The organism is Candidatus Eremiobacteraceae bacterium (assembly GCA_036511855.1).
In the GTDB taxonomy this organism is placed as follows: domain Bacteria; phylum Vulcanimicrobiota; class Vulcanimicrobiia; order Eremiobacterales; family Eremiobacteraceae; genus JABCYQ01.
The window spans coordinates 1-18,531 of sequence record DATCBN010000065.1 but is presented as its reverse complement, the minus strand read 5'-3'; the positions used below and the strand labels follow the sequence as shown (position 1 = coordinate 18,531).

13 protein-coding genes are annotated in these 18,531 nt (G+C 62.8%); 8 read left to right on the top strand and 5 right to left on the bottom strand.

The genetic code is table 11. The annotated features are described in order from the left end of the window. Window positions 1-108 precede the first annotated feature (108 nt). Both VII69_08720 and VII69_08715 read left to right on the top strand, forming a co-directional pair. Window positions 109-3,237 (top strand): hypothetical protein, encoded by a 3,129-nt coding sequence (locus tag VII69_08720; GenBank protein HEY5095182.1) that lies wholly within the window; start codon window positions 109-111, stop codon window positions 3,235-3,237. A 6-nt stretch (window positions 3,238-3,243) separates the two neighbouring features. Further along, window positions 3,244-3,546, top strand: coding sequence for a DUF6504 family protein (locus tag VII69_08715; protein ID HEY5095181.1), 303 nt, complete (start codon window positions 3,244-3,246; stop codon window positions 3,544-3,546). Between the two features lie 3 nt (window positions 3,547-3,549). Here VII69_08715 and VII69_08710 read toward each other — a convergent pair whose 3' ends face one another. Together VII69_08710 and VII69_08705 are read right to left on the bottom strand one after the other, a co-directional pair. Next, window positions 3,550-4,995 carry an alpha/beta fold hydrolase gene (locus VII69_08710; protein HEY5095180.1) on the bottom strand — a complete coding sequence of 482 codons (1,446 nt, stop codon included), beginning with the start codon at window positions 4,993-4,995 and terminating at the stop codon, window positions 3,550-3,552. Between the two features lie 23 nt (window positions 4,996-5,018). Beyond that, on the bottom strand, window positions 5,019-5,534 hold the full coding sequence (locus VII69_08705; GenBank protein ID HEY5095179.1) for a prepilin-type N-terminal cleavage/methylation domain-containing protein: 516 nt from the start codon (window positions 5,532-5,534) through the stop codon (window positions 5,019-5,021). A gap of 245 nt (window positions 5,535-5,779) precedes the next feature. Here VII69_08705 and VII69_08700 point away from each other — a divergent pair, with 245 nt between their 5' ends. Further along, the gene (locus tag VII69_08700) at window positions 5,780-7,327 is read left to right on the top strand and encodes an APC family permease (protein HEY5095178.1); all 1,548 of its coding nucleotides are present in this window, start codon (window positions 5,780-5,782) and stop codon (window positions 7,325-7,327) included. A 15-nt stretch (window positions 7,328-7,342) separates the two neighbouring features. Next, window positions 7,343-8,560, top strand: coding sequence for an MFS transporter (locus tag VII69_08695; GenBank protein HEY5095177.1), 1,218 nt, complete (start codon window positions 7,343-7,345; stop codon window positions 8,558-8,560). A gap of 13 nt (window positions 8,561-8,573) precedes the next feature. On the opposite strand, the gene VII69_08690 is transcribed toward VII69_08695, so the two are convergent. Then, window positions 8,574-9,023, bottom strand: coding sequence for a TlpA disulfide reductase family protein (locus tag VII69_08690; protein ID HEY5095176.1), 450 nt, complete (start codon window positions 9,021-9,023; stop codon window positions 8,574-8,576). Between the two features lie 162 nt (window positions 9,024-9,185). Between VII69_08690 and VII69_08685 the strand changes: the two genes are divergently transcribed. The 3 genes from VII69_08685 to dacB are packed head-to-tail and all read left to right on the top strand — an operon-like array spanning window position 9,186 to window position 14,856. Beyond that, the gene (locus tag VII69_08685) at window positions 9,186-11,798 is read left to right on the top strand and encodes a hypothetical protein (GenBank protein HEY5095175.1); all 2,613 of its coding nucleotides are present in this window, start codon (window positions 9,186-9,188) and stop codon (window positions 11,796-11,798) included. 26 nt (window positions 11,799-11,824) lie between these two features. Further along, window positions 11,825-13,171, top strand: a complete 1,347-nt coding sequence (locus tag VII69_08680) for an FAD-dependent oxidoreductase (protein ID HEY5095174.1) — start codon at window positions 11,825-11,827, stop codon at window positions 13,169-13,171. A 44-nt stretch (window positions 13,172-13,215) separates the two neighbouring features. Then, on the top strand, window positions 13,216-14,856 hold the full coding sequence (gene dacB / locus VII69_08675; protein ID HEY5095173.1) for a D-alanyl-D-alanine carboxypeptidase/D-alanyl-D-alanine-endopeptidase: 1,641 nt from the start codon (window positions 13,216-13,218) through the stop codon (window positions 14,854-14,856). Here dacB and VII69_08670 read toward each other — a convergent pair. Continuing rightward, complete coding sequence (locus tag VII69_08670; GenBank protein HEY5095172.1) at window positions 14,853-15,497, bottom strand: MOSC domain-containing protein; 645 nt, start codon at window positions 15,495-15,497, stop codon at window positions 14,853-14,855. The genes dacB and VII69_08670 overlap by 4 nt on opposite strands. 31 nt (window positions 15,498-15,528) lie before the next feature. Then, entirely contained in the window at window positions 15,529-17,478 is a 1,950-nt protein-coding gene (locus VII69_08665; protein ID HEY5095171.1) for a multicopper oxidase domain-containing protein, read from the bottom strand. Window positions 17,479-17,718: 240 nt separating this feature from the next. On the opposite strand from VII69_08665, the gene VII69_08660 reads away from it, so the two are divergent. Next, window positions 17,719-18,531, top strand: an 813-nt coding sequence (locus VII69_08660) for a glycogen debranching enzyme N-terminal domain-containing protein (GenBank protein ID HEY5095170.1), incomplete at its 3' end; no start/stop codon positions are given.

Below are 18,531 nucleotides of genomic sequence, written 5' to 3'. Positions count from 1 at the left end.
TTCGAGTCGCGCTAAACAAGGCCTGTGCGGCGGCCAAGAGCAGGTCCGCGCCGTCCGTGTCATATAACACGGCCGCATCTGCGCACATTGCGAATGGAGGTCAACGACGTGCGTCCGTCCGCCGCTGCCGCCGCATCTATCTTAACGGCCTATCTCGCGCTCGCGTTCGGCGCGGGCGCCGCAGCAGGAGCCCATCCAAAACCGGCGCCGTCATCCCACCACACAGCGTCCGACCCATTCGCAAACCTTTCGTTTCGTTCGATAGGGCCCGCGGCGGCCGGCGGCCGCGTCAGCGCGGTCGCGGGTGTCGGCGACGATCCGAAGACGTACTATCTTGGCGCAGCCGGCGGCGGTGTTTGGAAAACCGAAAACGGCGGTGTCACATGGTCACCGCTCTGGGATAAACAGCGCGTGCAGTCGGTCGGAGCGATCGCGATCTCGCCGAAGAATGCAAAAGTCGTATGGGTCGGCAGCGGCGAGGCGAATCCGCGCAACGACGTGATGGCCGGCGACGGTGTCTATGTGACGCACGACGGCGGCAAGAATTGGAAGAACGCCGGCCTTGCGAAGACAAAATATATCGCGAGCATCTTGATCGACCCACGCAATCCAGATCACGTCATCGTCGGCGCGCTCGGCGATCCATTCAAAGACTCGGCTGATCGCGGCGTGTATGCCACGTACGACGGAGGCAAGACGTGGACCAAGACGCTCTACGTCGGACCACAAAGCGGAGTCTCCGACATGGCGATGGACCCCCACGCTCCCGATGTGGTCTACGCGGGCATCTGGCAATTCCGCCGCCTGCCGTGGACGTTCACGAGCGGCGGTCCGCACGACGGCCTGTACAGGTCGAACGACGGCGGGCGGACATGGTCGAAGATCCAAGGGGCCGGTTTTCCGACCGGCATGCGGCTCGGGCGCATCGGTCTTGCCATCGCGCCGAGTGACGCAAACCGCGTGTACGCGCTCGTGCAGACCGCGCACGGCTATCTGTGGCGCTCGGACGACGGCGGCGCGCATTGGCGACTCGTGAACTCGAGCACGCTGATCGATCAGCGGCCATTCTATTTCAGTCACATCGCGGTCGATCCGGCGAACCGCGATAAGGTGTGGTCGATTTCCGAAGCGATCTCGACGAGCAGCGACGGCGGAAAGACATTCAAGAAGATCACCGGTTCCAGCGGATTGCACCCCGACAATCACGCCGTCTGGATCGCACCCAACGACGGCAAGCGTGTGATGATCGGCGACGACGGCGGCTATATCCTCACGCTCGACGGCGGCCGGAATTGGTCATTTCCGAGAAACCTGGCGATCGGCCAAGCCTATCACGTCGCCGCCGACGATCAGACACCGTACGGCGTCTGCGCCGGGTATCAGGATAACGGGTCGTTGTGCGGACCCTCGAACAGCTTGGACCCCGACGGGATCTTGAACGGCAAGTGGACCGATGTGCTCGGGGGCGACGGCATGTGGTCGGTTCCCGACCCATCGGACTCGAACTATGTCTGGAGCGATCTGCAAAACGGCGTGCTCAGCATCTTCAACAAACGGACGGAGGAGGCGTACGATGCATCGCCGTTCGAAGGCGACGTCTACGCCTTCGATCTCGACAAGAAGCAATACCGCTTCAATTGGTTTTCGCCCATCGCGTTCGCGCCTTGGGATCCGCACACCGCCTGGTTCGGCGGAAACGTCATCTTTCAAACGCAGGATCGCGCCCGGACATGGCAGGTGATCAGTCCCGACCTCACACGCAACGTGAAGTCTCACCAACAGATCCCCGGCGGCGAGATCACGCAAGACGTGACGGGCGCGGAATACGCCGATACCGTCATCTCGATCGACGGGTCTCCGGTCGCAGCAGGCGAGATATGGGCGGGCACCGACGACGGATTGGTTCAGATGACGCGCGACGGTGGGATGCACTGGAAGAATGTCACACCTCGGGGCACGCTCCCGTGGGGCTACGTCACCACCGTGGCGCCGTCACCATTCAGCGCCGCCACCGCGTTCGTCACGATCGACCGGCACTTGATCGGCGACGAAGCGCCGTACCTCTACAAGACCTCGGACTTCGGCGCGTCGTGGCAATCGCTTTCGAACGGCTTGCCGCACGATCAATGGATGAAGACGATACGGCCCGATCCGGTGAATCCGGAGTTGCTCTATGCCGGGATGGAGCGCTCGCTGTGGGTGTCGTTCGACGGCGGTTTGCGGTGGCGCTCGCTGCAGCTCAATCTGCCGTCGTCGTCCGTGCGCGATCTGCGCGTGCAGCCGCAATCCGACGACCTTATCGTCGCCACCCATGGCCGCGCGCTATGGATCCTCGATGATCTGCGCCCGCTTCAGCAGTGGACCGCCGCGACGTCGGCCGGCGCATATCTTTTCGCGCCGCAGACGGCGTACGAGTACTTCTATTTCGAGCACGAAGATTACGCATATGCCGAATACGCGGGCGACAATCCGGCGAACGGCGCGGTCATCACATTCTACCAGGCTAGACCCGCGCCTCGCGGCGGCCCCGTGCTGGAGATCCTGGATGCGAACGGCCGCGTCGTTCGACGGATCGCCGGAACGCACGATGTCGACGGGAAGAAGAAGCCGTGGATAGCAAACGACGCCGGTCTCGTCCGCGTGGTGTGGGACTTCGGCGAGAACGGGCCGGCAAAATGGCTGTGGGCGCCCAAACCGTATCAGGGCTTCGACTCCGGCGCCGGCGTCGTGCCTGGCGCGTACACCGTGCGACTGACTCTCGGGTCGCGCGCGCTCACGGCGCCGCTGGACGTCAAGGCGGACCCGCGCGCGCCGTGGACGCAAGACGACTATCAAAAACAATACGAGTATGCCTCTTTTCTTTTCGCGCAAGTCGATCGCATCGACCGCTGGCTCAACGACATCGACGGGATGCATGCCCGCATCAAGCGCATGTTGCCGTCGATGATGAAGCGCGGCGCGGCGGGTGCAAGCGATCTCGCGCGAGCGCGTGCGGTTCTCGACGCCGGCGCGCGCTTGGAATCGGAGTTGTCGTCCGATCCGCAAAACGACGAGGACATCTTCATCTTCGCACCCGGTTTGCGCGAACGTCTCTACGATCTGTTCGGACCGCTCGGAGCCGGCCCGCCGCTCAAGCCGGCCTACGATCTAAAAGATCGCCTTACCGTGCAGATGGACGCCGCTCACGCCGCATACGAAACCTGGCGCGCTGAGGCTCGCACCGTGGTGAACCGCTAGCCCGTCATGGCCCGATTCGTCTCCGAACCCATCGAACCCGAGCCCGGCAGCGCCGATGTCGGCGCCATGTCACGAGGCGAACCCGGATTGCCGCGCTCGTTCACGTGGCGAGGAACGCGCTACGAGGTCGCCTCGGTCGAAGCCACACGGCGTTCGACCGGCACCGATCGCGGAGACGTCTACGTGCGAAAGCATATCTACGAAATCGTCACGACCTGCGGCAAGCACATGACCGTGTACTTCGAACGCAATCCCACGAACAAGACGGCGCGCAAGCACCGTTGGTGGCTGTATTCTATCGAACCGTAGGAATCAGAGAACGAACGGCGGCCGAAGCTCCTGAGCCGCGCAGGTGGCATCGAGGCCGCGAGCGTCGCCCGCGATGATGAACGCGCTCACGAGCTTCTTGCCGCACGCGGTGTTCGCCGCGTGCGCGACGTGCGGGAAAACGACGTTGACCGCGTGCGGAAGATAGCGCTGCACGCGAGCGGCTTCGTCCGGCGGCGTGGCCGGATCGAGCGCGCCGGTGAGCATCAGGACCGGCGCATTGGAACGAACCGGCGCGAAAAAGGCCGGATCGACAATTCTCCGCGGCCAGACGTCGCACGCTGCCATCTGCGCCCGGACCCGGAAGTCGCCGAAGAACGTGTCGTTCGTGGCCGCCGGAATCGATGCGGGATCGATGTTCGCGATATCTTCCGGGCACGCGACCGACATCGACATGCCCTCGTAGAGCCCATCCAAGCCCCCTCGCACCCGCGCGGTCGCATCCGCAGACGGATTGAAATCGCCGCCTGCGGCCGCATGGATCATCTTCAAGAGATCGCTGGCGCCCGACGTGTCGTACAGACCGTAGCGCACCGTCGAGACCCACATCGGCAGGTCGATCTGCACGGCCGATTTTTGGTTGGTCAGTGGATCGGTCACGCTCGCGTTCACCGGACCTTTGGCGAGTTTTGCGAGCACGGCCGCGAACTCGGAGCGGATATTCGGCACGGCGTTGTGACAAGCCGCGTCTGCAGCGCAGTCGGAGAACAGGGCGTCGATCGCGCGCTGGCTTGCCTTCGCAAAAGGCAGCGGACCTTTCGAGTTCACATCCGCGACGCCATCGAGCACGGCAGCTCGGACGTGAGCCGGATGACGACGGAGATAGTCGAGGGCCACGGTGGTTCCGTACGAGCCGCCGACAAGATCGACTTTGTCGTAGCCGAGTGCCAAACGCACGTCGTCGAGATCGTCGGCGGCATTGTCGGTCGAATACTGCGAAAGATCTGCGATCGACCCCAATCGTAGACCGCATCGCTCGAGGATATCGGTGGGCCATTCGGGCGCGAAGAACCGCGTCGGGCCGCTGCCCGGATAGATCTCGCACTGCAGCGGCCGCGATCCGCCGGTGCCCCGCTGGTCGACGAGCACGATGTCGCGCGTGTTGTGAGCGGCGCCGGCGATCGATGCGAAATCCAGGCCATTGCTGTCAGCGGTCGGCTGGCCGGGGCCGCCGGCTATCTCGAAGATCGCGTCGGTCTGCTTCGGTCCGGGCACCGCCGGCAGGACCAGCACGTTCAGGCCGATCGTCTTTCCCTCGCTTTGCGCGCGAGATTCGGGAACGACGACGATGCCGCAGCGGGCATCGGTCGGAGCATTCAATATATCCGCGCACGTGTGACGAAAAAACGTCGGAGCCGCCGCTGCGGGCGCAACGCCGAACAGCGTGAAGAAGAGTGTGGCAGCAGTTGCGATGATGAGCGGTGCGTACATGCGATCGGGAAGCCGCAAAGGGGCTAGTGTCCCTTTTGGTACCCTTTTTGCGCGAACAATTGGCTATCGTCGGCGACGATGCCGACGCCGGCACAATACGCGACCGAGTCGGAGGTCTGGGCGAGTTGCGGCAGATTCTGCAACGTGACGCCGTCGTGCCCGCCGAGGTCGTGTATCTCGAACGAAGCCGAACTATTGGTGCACGTGCCTGCGCCCGGAGTGTAGGTATATGCCATGCCGTCGACCGGATCGACAAGATTTGACGGGTCGACATACGGATTGCCCGGACCACCGAACGTCTGCAGCGTGATCTGCCCGGAACTGGTCGGATACGTTCCATTGTTGTCGGTGGCGAATTCTTCGAGTGCCGTGGCTATTGCGCGCTCGTTGGCTTCGCATGCGGCCGAGCCGGCTTGGGCTCGCGCGTGCATGAGATTCGCCATGAATATCGCCGCAAGAATCGCGATGATCGCAACGACGATCAGCAACTCCGGCAAAGAAAACGCTCGATCGCACTTGAGGCTGTCGCGCTGTTTCATGGCTTCACGTCCTGCGCTGCTACAATGCGCAATGTGACCGCATTGCTGCGGCTCGAGTGATGTGACCCCTGTCATACCCGCTTTGTTACACGCAGCACTCGATTTCACATTGTTCTGTAAAACGGGACAGACGCCAGAGGCCGAATTTATGTTCGAGCGCGAGGCATGTACGGCGGCGGGCGGCGAAGCGAGCGAGCTTCGCCGGGACGAGCCTGGAACTGCCAAGGCCTGGAGGTATCAGCGCATTGAGCGCGCAGGGGCCCACGACGATCGCCCAGCCGGAAGAGAGTCTGCGACGTGCGGTCTCTACATGGGGATCGTACTCGTGGGGTTACGCCGATGTCGGCGCCGACATATACGTGGCGCTCGGCCTTGTCGTTGGCGCCGCCATGGGTGCGGCCAACATCGCGTTTGCCTTCGCCGGCATCGTCTATGTCTGCATCGGCCTCGCCTATACCGAATTGGCCGCCGCGTATCCGGTGGCGGGCGGGGGCCAGTTCTTCGTCACGCGCGCGCTCGGCGATTTCATGGGGTTCGTCGCGGGCTGGGCGGTGCTGCTCGACTTCACCATAGACATCAGCCTCTTCGCGTGGTTCACGATCGGATATCTCAGCGTTGCCGTCCCGTGGCTAAGCGAACACGCACTTCTGAAATTCATCGCAGTGCTTGGCGTCACGGCGTTCCTCACCATCATCAACGTCGTCGGGGTGCGCCATTCTTCGCGCATCAACGAGATCGTCGCGGCGGTGGACGTCGTCAACGAAACTCTGATCCTCGTCGCCGGATTCGTGCTCGCCTGGCAGCCGGCGCTGCTCGAACGGACCATGCGCCTGCACTGGCCGAGCACGGACAATCTCTTGCTCGGGATCTCGCTTGCCATCATCTCGTTCGTGGGCCTGGAAAGCATCTCGCAGGCGGCTGAAGAGACGTACCGTCCGTCCACGGTCCTGCCGCGGACGTCGATGGCGCTGATCCTCACGATCCTCATCTTCGCAGTCGGCTACTCGAATCTCGTGCTCGGAATGCCCGACGTCCCGTCCGGCGGCGCGGCAATTCCGCTCTATCAATTTCTCGGCACCCCGGCGAACAATGACAAGGCTGTCGCCGTGCTCGTCAGCTTCATTCCATACGTCGGGTTTCTGTTCAAATTGTACTTGCCGTTTCTCGGCGCGTTCCTCGTGATGATCTCCAGCAACTCCGGTGTTTTCGGCGCTTCGCGCATAGCGTATGCGATGGGCATGACCGGGCTGCTCCCCGCGGCATTCAAGGTGACCAACGCGAAGACGAAGACGCCCGTCGTCTCTATTCTCGTCTTCTCGTCGGTCGCGCTCGTCGAGCTCATCGCCGCGTATCGCCAAGGCGATCAGGCATTGAACTTCCTCGCCGATCTGTATGCGTTCGGCGCGGCGCTTTCGTACACGCTTGTCTTCATCGCTCTGATCACGCTGCGCTTCACCGATACGGCCGCGCCGCGTCCTTTCCGGATGCCCCTGAATTTCGCCGTCACGATTCGAGGCCGAAAAGGTTCGGTCTCCATCGCATCCATCATAGGGCTGCTCGGCATCACTGCGATTTTGATCTTCATCATCATCACGCATCCGGTCGGCAGAATCGCCGGGCCGCTATGGGTGGTGTCGGGGATCATCGGCTACGCGATCTTCCGGCGGCATCACGGCCGGCCCGTTTTCGGAAGCGTGCCCCGCGATTGGGTGCGCCATCACGAAGAAACGCTCTCCCACGCCGGTGAACTCGAAATGCTCGACGAGTATCGCGCCGCACTCAAGAAACCGTAAGGCCCGCCGATCCGGATGTCCACCGATCGTTCCATATTTGCCGAACGCGGATTCGCGTACTACTTCGGCGGCCAGTGCTTCAGCTATCTCGGCGACGGACTGCGGACGCTTGCCATTCCACTCCTCGTCTTCCATTTGACCGGCTCGGCGCTTTCCACCGGCATCACGTACGCGCTTGAAATTCTACCCTTTGCGCTTGTGGGTTTGGTGGGAGGATCGCTTGCCGACCGGACCGATCGCCGACGGCTGATGATCGGGTGCGACTTCACCCGCTTCGCGATCATGGCGTTATTCTCGATCGAGTACGTGCGCGGAGCATTGACGTTGCCGGTCCTCTATTCGGGCATCGTCGTGCTGTCCGCGGCCGCCGCGGTGTTCATGGGCGGGCAGATGTCGAGCATCCCGTTCCTTGTGGGCAAATCGCGTTCGTCGCGTGCCGTGGCCGCGCTCGTCGCGGCCGAGCAGACATCGAACTTCATCACGCCGCCCATCGGCGGAGCGATATTCGCCGCCGCCGGAGCGCTGCCGGCGCTGGTCGTCAACGCCTGCACGTATCTCGTTTCGCAGATATCGTTGTTCGCAGTGCCGACGCTCGGCCCCGAGGCTCCCATCGCATGGCCGAGGGCGGAGATCATCGTGCGCGACATCCGCAACGGCTTCCGGTTCTTGGCCGCCGACAACGCGATGACGATCATCACCCTGACCAGCCTTGGCTTGAATTTCTTCGGCATGATGGGATTTGCGATCACGATCCCATACCTGAAGACGGTTTTCGGCGCAGGCGACGCTCTGGTCGGCATCACGTTCGGCGGCGTCGCTGTTGGGTCCGTGATCGGCGCGCTCATCGCCGGACGCTTCGGGCCACAGTGGCATTTCGGCAAAACGCTCAGCGTGGCGTACGTCTTGGACGCGGTTCTCTACTTGCCGGTGCTGTTGGCCCACAACGTACTGACGGTCATGATCTTCTTCGGACTGTCGAGCGTGGCCGGCTCTTTCCAGGTCACACAGATCGTCGGCTGGCGCATCCGCATCGTGCCCGGTGAAATGGTCGGAGCCGTTTTCGGCGCGGTGCGTCTCGTGGTGTTGATCGGCATGGTTCCGGGTGCGATCATCGGCGGATACCTCGCGCAGCTCTACGGGCCGCGTCTTGCCATCATCGTGTCCGGCATCGGCTTTTTGCTCATCGCGTTCTACGTCGTGCTCGCGCGCGCGCTGCGCGACGAGCACCGGTAAGCGTGCGACCGCATTAGACGCCCATGCAACCTTCGATGAGTGCGGTGAGCTCGTCGAGATTCCAATTGCCCATCTGGTAGTGCCGAAGACGATGGCTGCGGTCGTAGACGTAGTAGCCCGGCGGCCAATCGTTTTCGAACCGCTTGGCGAGGACGCCGTCGTCGTCCAATGCGCACGGATGCGTCGGCCCCACGTGGAGATCGCATTCGCGCTCGGCATCGCCCGGTGTGGCTTTGGCATCCTGCCTCGGCTGATACGCTCCGACGACCACAAGGCCGCGCTGGACAAATGCGGCGTGCAGCCGGCGGATGACCGGCATCCCCTCCCGGCACAAAGGACAGCCGCTGGAGAAGAAGTGGACGAGCACGGGCTTGCCCTCAAGATCCGCGACCGCCGGCGCAGGTCCGTTACGCCACAACGGCACGCCGTCGAACGATGGAAGAGTAGAGCCGAGCTGCGGCATGTTGTTGCTCCTTGCGGGCGGCAGCGACGGCATATTATGTGGAAACTTCGCTCACCGTTTGACGATTGAGTCTTCATTCGGGCGGATGCATCGACGTTCCGCCGACAGGAGAACAATCCAGCGCCGATAAGACGCGGCGGTGGTGGCCGCGAAGGGAAACCGATGACCGCAGAAGAGACCCGGCTCATCGAAGCGCGCGGGCGGCGTGCACATTGGTACCGCTGGGGCCCGTATGTCAGCGAACGTCAATGGGGCACGGTGCGCGAAGACTACAGCGCCGACGGTGCCGCCTGGGAATATCTCCCGCACGATCATGCGCGATCGCGCGCCTACCGCTGGGGCGAGGACGGCATCGCGGGCATATCCGACAACCATCAACGGCTCTGCTTTGCCGTTTCCATGTGGAACGGCGCCGATCCGATCCTCAAGGAACGGCTGTTCGGCCTATCCGGCCCGCAAGGCAATCACGGAGAAGACGTCAAGGAACGCTATTTCCACCTCGACAACACGCCATCGCACGCATACATGGAGTATCTCTACGTCTATCCGCAGCGCGCGTTTCCGTACGATGACCTCGTCCGGGAGAATGCACGGCGCGGCAAGGCGGATGGAGAATACGAGCTCGACGATACCGGGGTCTTCGCCGGCGATCGATTCTTCGACGTCACCGTACGCTATGCGAAGGCCCGCCCCGAGGACATCCTCGTCCGCATAAGCGTCAAGAATCGCGGGCCGGATCGCGCGAGCGTACAGCTTTTGCCGACGCTGTGGTTTCGCAATACGTGGTCGTGGAAGCCGGGTTCGGAAAAACCGCTGCTCGGTCAAGTGGAACCGGGAGTAGTGGAGACCACGCATCCCACGCTGGGCCGGTACTATCTGCATTGTGAGAAGCCGCGCGAGCTGCTTTTCACCGAAAACGAGTCCAACGCCGAACGTCTGTGGAACGCGCAAAACGCGTCGCCATACGTCAAAGATGCGTTTCACGCCTATCTCGTGGACGGCTGCGCCCAAGCGGTGAACCCGCAGCTGACCGGGACCAAATGCGCGGCGCACTACGTGTTGGATCTTGCGCCTGGTGAGGAACAGACGGTCCGTCTGCGGCTCACGGATCAGGCCGACGCGTCCGCGCCGTTCGGCGACGGTTTTGAAGAGACATTCGCATCGCGGCTTCGCGAGACCGATGAATTCTACGCGCGGATAAACCCCTTCGAAGCTTCGCCGTCGCGACGATTGCTGCAACGGCGCGCGTTTGCGGGTCTGCTCTGGTCAAAACAATACTACCGCTACATAGTCAAGGAATGGCTGGACGGCGACCCTGGCGCGCCGCCGCCGCCGCCGGAGCGCAGAAGCGGCAGAAATCACGAATGGCTGCACGTCCATACGGACGACATTCTGGCGATGCCGGACAAATGGGAGTATCCGTGGTTCGCGTCTTGGGATCTCGCGTTCCACGTCGTGCCGCTTGCCATGATCGACCCCGACTTCGCGAAACGGCAACTGGTGCTGCTTACCCGAGAGTGGTACATGCATCCGAATGGTCAGTTGCCGGCGTATGAATGGGCATTCGGCGACGCCAATCCTCCGGTGCACGCCTGGGCCGCGCTTCGGGTCTATCAGATCGAGCGCAAGATGCGCGGCGCCGGCGACCGGCTGTTCCTGGAGCGCGTGTTTCAAAAACTTTTGATGAACTTCACGTGGTGGCTCAACCGGAAAGACGCGGACGACAACGACGTCTTTCAGGGCGGCTTTCTCGGGTTGGACAACATCGGCGTCTTCGACCGCTCGGCCGAGCTTCCGACCGGCGGGCACATCGATCAAGCCGACGGCACGAGCTGGATGGCGATGTACGCCCTCAACATGCTTGCGATCGCACTCGAGCTTGCGCCGGACAATCGCGCCTACGAAGACATCGCCACAAAATTCTTCGAGCATTTCTTGCGGATCGCCGACGCCATGAACCACGTGAGCGAAAGCGACGTCGGCTTGTGGGATGAAGAAGACGGATTCTACTACGACGTCTTGCATGTGCCGGCCGCGCGTTTCGAACGGCTGGCGGTGCGGTCGATCGTCGGCTTGATACCGTTGTTCGCCGTTCAGATATTGGAACCGGAGATACTCGCCGCACTTCCGGACTTCACGCGCAAACTGGAATGGTTCATCCGCCATCGCCCCGATCTACGCGAGAACGTCGCATGCATGGAGACCGAGGGCGTCAACGCACGCCGGCTCCTCGCGATCTGCGGCAAAGACCGGTTGCGTCGCGTGCTCGAGCGCATGCTGGACGAAACGGAGTTCTTGAGCCCGGGCGGATTGCGGTCACTTTCGAAACAGCACTTGCACCAGCCGTTCGTGTTGAACGTCGACGACATGGAGCACCGCGTCGAATACGAGCCTGCCGAGTCAAGAACGGGTGTGTTCGGCGGCAATTCGAACTGGCGCGGGCCGGTATGGTTTCCGGTGAACTACCTCTTGATCGAAGCGTTGCAGAAATTCGACTATTACTATGGCGAAGGATTCACGATCGAGTGTCCGACGGGTTCCGGCAACGAAATGAATCTATGGCGGGTCGCCGCCGAACTATCGCGACGGCTCGTGACATTATGCGACCAACCGGTGCCGGGCTGGCCTGGGAAGACGCTATTCTTCGAATACTTCGACGGTGACAACGGCAGAGGGCTCGGCGCATGTCAGCAGACCGGATGGACGGCCATCGTCGCCAAGCTGCTGCAGCAAGCCGCCGAATATCGAGATAAGGCGCCGGACCGGGATTCGTGAACGCACGGAATAGGAGATAGAAGCACGTGGAGCACGTCGACGCGATCGTCGTCGGGAGCGGACAAGGCGGCGTTCCGCTCGCGATCGATTGGGCGAAGGAAGGCAAGCGCGTCGTGCTGTTCGAGCGCGACCGTCTCGGCGGCTCGTGCATCAACTACGGCTGCACGCCGTCCAAGGCGTTCTTGGCCGCAGCACATGGCGCCGGCCGTGCGCGCCTCGCTGCGAAACTCGGCGTCAATGCCGTCGTCACGGTGGATTTTGGCGCGGTCATGACGCGCGTGCGCCGGATCCGCGACGAATTCTGCGCGGGCGTCGAAAAGAAATTGGAGGATGCCGGCGTGCGAGTCGTCCGCGCCCACGCATCGTTCGTCGGTGTGCGCACACTTATGGGCGGCGCTGTCACGGTCACCGCGCCGCTCGTCGTCATCAACACCGGCACGAGCGCGCTCGTGCCCCCGATACCGGGCCTTGCCGGCACGCCGTTTCTCACCAACGCGAATTTTTTCGAACTCACCGAGATGCCGCGGCGACTCTTGGTATTGGGCGGCGGCTATATAGGCCTTGAGCTTGGGCAAGGGATGGCGCGCTGCGGGGCGAGCGTGCACATCGTGGACGGCAATCCGCGCGTGCTATCGCGAGAGGAACCCGACGCGTCCGATGCGCTGCAAAAAGGCATAACGCAGGATGGGCTGACCTTTCACCTCGGGCGCCGCGCCGCAAGCGTGGCTCATCGAGACGGCACGTTCGCTGTCAGGCTCGACAATGGCGACATCCTCGAAGGGGATTCGATGCTCGTGGCCGTGGGGCGCAAGCCGAATACGGCCGAGCTGCAATGCGCAGCGGGCGGCGTTGCGCTCGACGCCCGGGGCAACGTCACGATCGACGAGACTTTCCGGACGTCGGCAGAAGGCGTTTTCGCCATCGCGGATGTCGCCGGACAGCCCGCGTTCACACACGTCTCGTGGGAAGATTACCGGCGGCTCAAGGCGATCGTGCGCGGAGAGACGCGCACGCGCAACGATCGCGTGCTCGCCTACTCGACGTTCACCGAACCCCAAGTGGCCCGCGCCGGCATGACCTTGGATGAAGCGAAAAAGCACGGGTTGCGCGCGCGCGCCGTGACGATGCCGATGTCGTCGATCGCACGAGCGATCGAGTGGGGTCACGATCTCGGATTTTACCGGCTGGTCGTCGACGACGACTCCGAGAAGATACTAGGCGCAACGTTCGTCGGCTACGAAGCCGGCGAGCTCATCCACGTCATCGTGGCGCACATGCAAGCCGGCTCGACGTGGCGCGTCCTCGACCGCTCGGTGCACATCCATCCGACGTATGGCGAAGCGCTGCCGAGCTTGGCCCGGCTGCTCAACTAATCGTCGCGCGCATCCTCATTCCAGATGGGGAATATGAGCACGGCGTGAAGAACCGCGCCACCATGTACAAAATTGCCTTTGGCATCGTATTTGTCTTCGCCGTCGTCTTCGGATACCAGCCTTCGGCGGCTGCGCCGCGCGGACCGGTCCCCGCACCCGCGGTGCCCGCGGCGGCGCGCGGCGAAATGTTTTTTGCGGCGCGGATCGCAGCGCTCGAGGCCAGGCCGGCGTTCGCGCACGCGAGTTTCGGCGTCGAGTTCTTCGATCTCGATGCGAACCGGCCGATCTTCTCGCGCAATGCAGATAAGCTGTTCGTCGCGGCGTCGACGACCAAGCTCGTGACCGAGGGAACCGTGCTGCACGTGCTCGGTTCGGATTACCGGTTTCACACGCGGATCTATCGCACCGGCGCCATCGCGGCCGACGGCACGCTTGCGGGTCAGCTCGTCGTCGTGCCATCCGGCGATCCCGATCTCTCCGGCCGGGCGCAAAGCAACGGCACGTATGCTTTTGTGGACGAGGACCACAGTTACGGCGGCGTGCCGGTTCACGGCGACCCGCTTGCCGCCGTCGACGACCTCGCCGGGCAGATCGTCGCGCACGGCATCAAGAGCGTGACCGGCGACGTGATCGTGCAGATGGGCCTTTTCAAGCAGGGCGATACCGAGAACGGCACCGGCATGACGATCTCGCCGGTTTGCCTCAACGACAATATCGTCGATCTATCGATAACGCCAGGTCCGGCGCCGGGAACGCCTGCCGTCATCGTCGCCTCGCCCTCGACGTCGTATCTCACGGTCGTGAACAAGGCCGTCACCGGGCCACCGCAGTCGAAGAACACGATCGACACAGACGCCGATGTCACGAATCCGAATTCGACGCACACGCTGACCATCACCGGCTCCGTGCCCGCGGGCACCAAAGAATCCTGGGACCCGTACGCGGTGCAAGAACCCGACCAATATCTACGCTTCGCTCTGACCGACGCGCTGCGCGCTCGCGGCGTGACCGTGCTGGACGGTGCGGACAATATCTCGGGCGGTAACTCGTTCGCCGTTTATTCCGCCTCAGATCGTTTCGCAGACGCGGACCTCGTCGCCGACCACGTCTCGCTGCCGCTCGCGCAAGACGTCAGAGTAACGCTCAAGGTCAGTCAGAATCTGCACGCGGCCACGATGCCGTACATCGTCGGCGCGGTGGCCGCCGGCGCGCACACGGATTCCGACCGGGCCGGCTTCGGCGTCGAACGGGCATGGCTCGCACAGGGCCAGCTGGACCTCGGCGGCGCCGCGCAGTCGGACGGCGAGGGCGGCGACGCGTACTTCTCACCGGACTTCATGGTGCGCTTCCTCGCATTCGAAAGAAAGCAGCCTGAATTCTGGGCCTTTCACGCGGGCTTGCCGGTCCTCGGGCGCGACGGTACGCTTGCGGACATCGCGCGGTCGACGCCCGCTGCGGGGCGCGTCGCAGCCAAGACCGGCACGTGGCAAGACGACGATTACTTGAATTCGCGGATCATGGTGCGGGCAAAAGGGTTGGCGGGCTACTTCACGTCGCGCTTGGGCAGACACATCGCCTTTGCCGTCTACTTCAACGACCTCAGCGTACCGACCAACGCCGACGTCGCGAACATCGCCGGCCAGGCTTGCGGCGAGGTGGCCGCTCTCGGCTATCAGTACCTCTAGTCGGCGCGGGCGAGGCGGTCGCGGAACTCCGCGCGCCAATTCTCGGGCAATGCGTGCGCCTGTGAGGCGAGGGTGATAAGAGCGGGATCGCCGGGCCGATCGTACGCGGCGCGCAGCACGTCGGCTATGCTGATCGAGCCGCGCGCGGTACGTTCGATTTTGTCGCCGGCGACGACCTCGCCCTCGCCGATTACTTTGAAGTAAAAACCGGTGCGCCGGCTCTGAAGGAACCGCTTCAGCATTCCCTGGTCCCCGAACTTGATGCCGAGCTTGAAGCACGGAACGCGAGGCTGCGTCACTTCGAACGTCGCGCTGCCGACCACATAGCGATCCCCGACATACACGTCGTCTTCAAGAAGTCCGGCGGTGTCCAAGTTCTCGCCGAACGCGCCCCACGGCAATTCGTCAACCCGAAGTTGAGCGCGCCAATACTCGTAGTGCTCGGACGGATATCCGTACACCGCCTTGTGAGGGCCGCCGTGCACGGTGAGGTCGGCTTGACGGTCGCCATCGAGGTTCAGAAACGATACGCGCACGGGCCGGTGCACCTCGGTCTTGAAGATTCCCGTTGCGACCGCTTCGCCAAGCCACGGCACGTTCCGCGGAAGGCCCACGTTCACCGATTCGATGAAGGGCGTCATGGACCGGCCCCGATTCTAGAGCGTGCGCGTCCTACGGCGTCACGCGGATCTTCGCCATCATGCCGTTGTCCTCGTGCTCGAGGATGTGGCAATGATATACGAACTCGCCGACGATGTTCTTATCGCGAAAATCCATGCGCAGCATGACAGCGCCGGGATTCATTTGATCGCCGTTCTTGCCGCCCGGCTGGAAAACACCGTAGGGGACATTGACCGTATCCAACAACTGACCCTCGCCGCCTTGGGGTCCGCCGCCCTTCAAGACCAAGAAGTGTATCTGATGGATGTGGAACGCGTGCACTTCTTCGGTGTAGTTGAGAATGGTCCAATCTTCGACCGTTCCGTCCTTGACCACCACGTCCGGCGGTCCATTCATCGCGTATGGATGCTCGACGGCCTTCGGGTTGGTGAGTTCGGTGATGTAGAAATCCGGCTCCGGCGAATCGTCGCGTTGGTATTCGGTCAGCACGAATATGCGCTTGCGCACCGGCGGCTTCGAACCCAGATCGGTAAAGCGGACCGGCACCGGGTCGATGGCGTGCGGCGCCGCCAACATATGATGCGTCACCGGTCCGGATACCACGTGATCCACCAGCAGATCCCGCTCGAAATCGGAGTCTCCGCCGCAGCCCGTGTCGATCGTGAGCGTTCGCAGAACTATCTGATCTCCCGGATTGGTCCCCGTCAGGAAGAATTCGACGCGCGCCGCCGGATCCAAATAAACGTGATCGGTGGGGACGGGCTGCCACGTGGGGTGACCATTCTGCGTGATGAGCGGCACGCCGTCGCGTGTCGTGACTTGAATGGGGACCCTCACGTTGTTGACCAACAATTCGAGGTTGAGGATGGTGTCGGCCGACGTGTTGGCCAAGCGCCAATATTGCGTCTCGCCGGATGCGATGCTCGTATAGGGCAACCGCCCGAACTGGTTGGGCCGCGCCGGCAGCAGGACCCCATTCACAAGGAGTTGTTTGGAGTTGAATCGCGGAGTGTCAATGAGATCGGACGGACATTGATCCGGCGGACCGTACGGGTAGCCGTTGGATCCCCGGTACCATGCCGGCTGCGGTAAACCGTTTTGCGCGATGTCGGCGCGTATGGCGGCGAGCGTGGGGAGACGCGAGCGCAATTTCCGCAGCGCCATCTCGTGCGGCTGGCTCGTGGTGCCGTCACCAAGATCGCGCACGACGATGACGCGATTCGTGTAGTTATCGGGCACGGACGGCGCGATCGTGTCGACGACGATCGCTCCCGTCAATTGCTCCAGGAGCTGATGCTCGCTCTCGCCGTGGGCGTGCGGATGATACCAATACAAACCCGGCGGCTCATTGCGCGGAATATCGACGATGTAGTTGTACGATTCCGGCAATTGCGCGGAATTCTGACGCGGGCACAACAACACCATGGTGGTGTTGTCGCCCGGTTGTTTCGGAGAGGTGTTCAGACCGTGAAAGTGCAGATTCGTCTCGTTGTACGGCGGCCGGAAGTTGCCGTAGATCCGGCCGGTGGTCGGATCCGGGGTGTGGACCGGATCGACCACCTGCTGTCCGCACGGCAGCGAATCGTCTTGGGGCATCGCCATGGCGCCCATGCCGGATTCGCCGATGCGGCGATCGATGCTGAGCTCGGCCCGATTGTTTTGGTCGGGAGCGGGCGCGAGCAAATCGTTGACGAGCGTGACTTCCAGGCGATCGCCTTGCTTCACGTGCAGCGTCGGCGGCGTGGTGAGCAGCTTCGGACCGTTTTTCCCCGGGAAGGTGTAGACCCAGCACAGCACCTGATCGAACACCGGATCCCGCGCGCCGATCAACGTGAGGGTGACGTTGAGAACGCCGTTTTGGCTGAACAGCTCGGGCGGATCGACGACCGCACGCCCGTGCACGGGCGGACCGCAGAGTGATTGCGGATCGGAGAACTGCGCGAGATCGGGAGCGGCAGAAACGAGGCTGGCAGAAGTCACGAGTGCGATGAGACCGATCACGAGTGTACTCCTTGGCGCGCGCATCTATGCAGATGGCGCAGACGTGCAATCTTTTTGCGGTTTTCGCGGCTCGCCAAACGCTCCTGCCGCGCGTCATCAAGTGGAGACCAATAGCCTACGCATGCGCGGTCGTTGGTCTTGTCGAAATCGTCGTACGTTCCGAAACCCTAAGTCATATAGTTGATTCGCACGAATGGTTATAGAGCGGGTGCGTCACGTCTCCCGGGTGAAGCTTCGTTTATGGTCGATTTCGGCCGCGAACGGTTCGTCGGACTAGAAGACGCTGAGCGCTGCGAATGGTTGGTGACGAACGGGCTCGGCGGCTTTGCGTCCGGTACGATCGCCGGCTCGCTCACACGCCGTTATCACGGCCTGCTTTTCGCGGCCCTGCGTCCGCCCGCCGGACGCACGCTCTTGGTCGCGACCCTCGATGAAATCGCGACCGTCGGAGATCGCGATTACCGGCTGAGCACGATCCGATGGGGCGGCGGCGCGATCGACCCGGCAGGCTATGCCAACATCGATCGCTTTCGACTTGACGGCACGGTTCCCGTGTGGACATTTGCCTTGAACGGTGCGCGCCTTGAAAAGCGCATCCTCATGGAGCAGGGTGCCAATACCACCTATATCACGTACACCGTCACCGAAACCGACGGGCCGGTGCATTTGCACGTGAAGGCAATCGTGGACTATCGCGATTTCCATGGTGCCACGCGCTCCGGATCGATGCCGATGCACGCGGAGATGATCGCGCGCGGTGTGCGCATCACCGCGTTCGACGGCGCGACGCCGTTCATCGTGGCAGCCGATCGCGGATCGTGCGCCGCGGTAGGCGTCTGGTACGACAACTTCGACCTCCGGGAAGAGCGGGCGCGCGGTCTCGACGATCGCGAGGACCATTTCTGCGCCGCCGCGTTCGATATGGATCTCTCGACCGGCGACATCGCCGCGATCGCTGCGAGCGCCGGACACGAGCCGATAGCGGTCGATCCCGAGGGCGCCGTGCAACGCCGCCGGGCGCACGAACTGGGCATCGTCGGCGGCTTTCGCGAA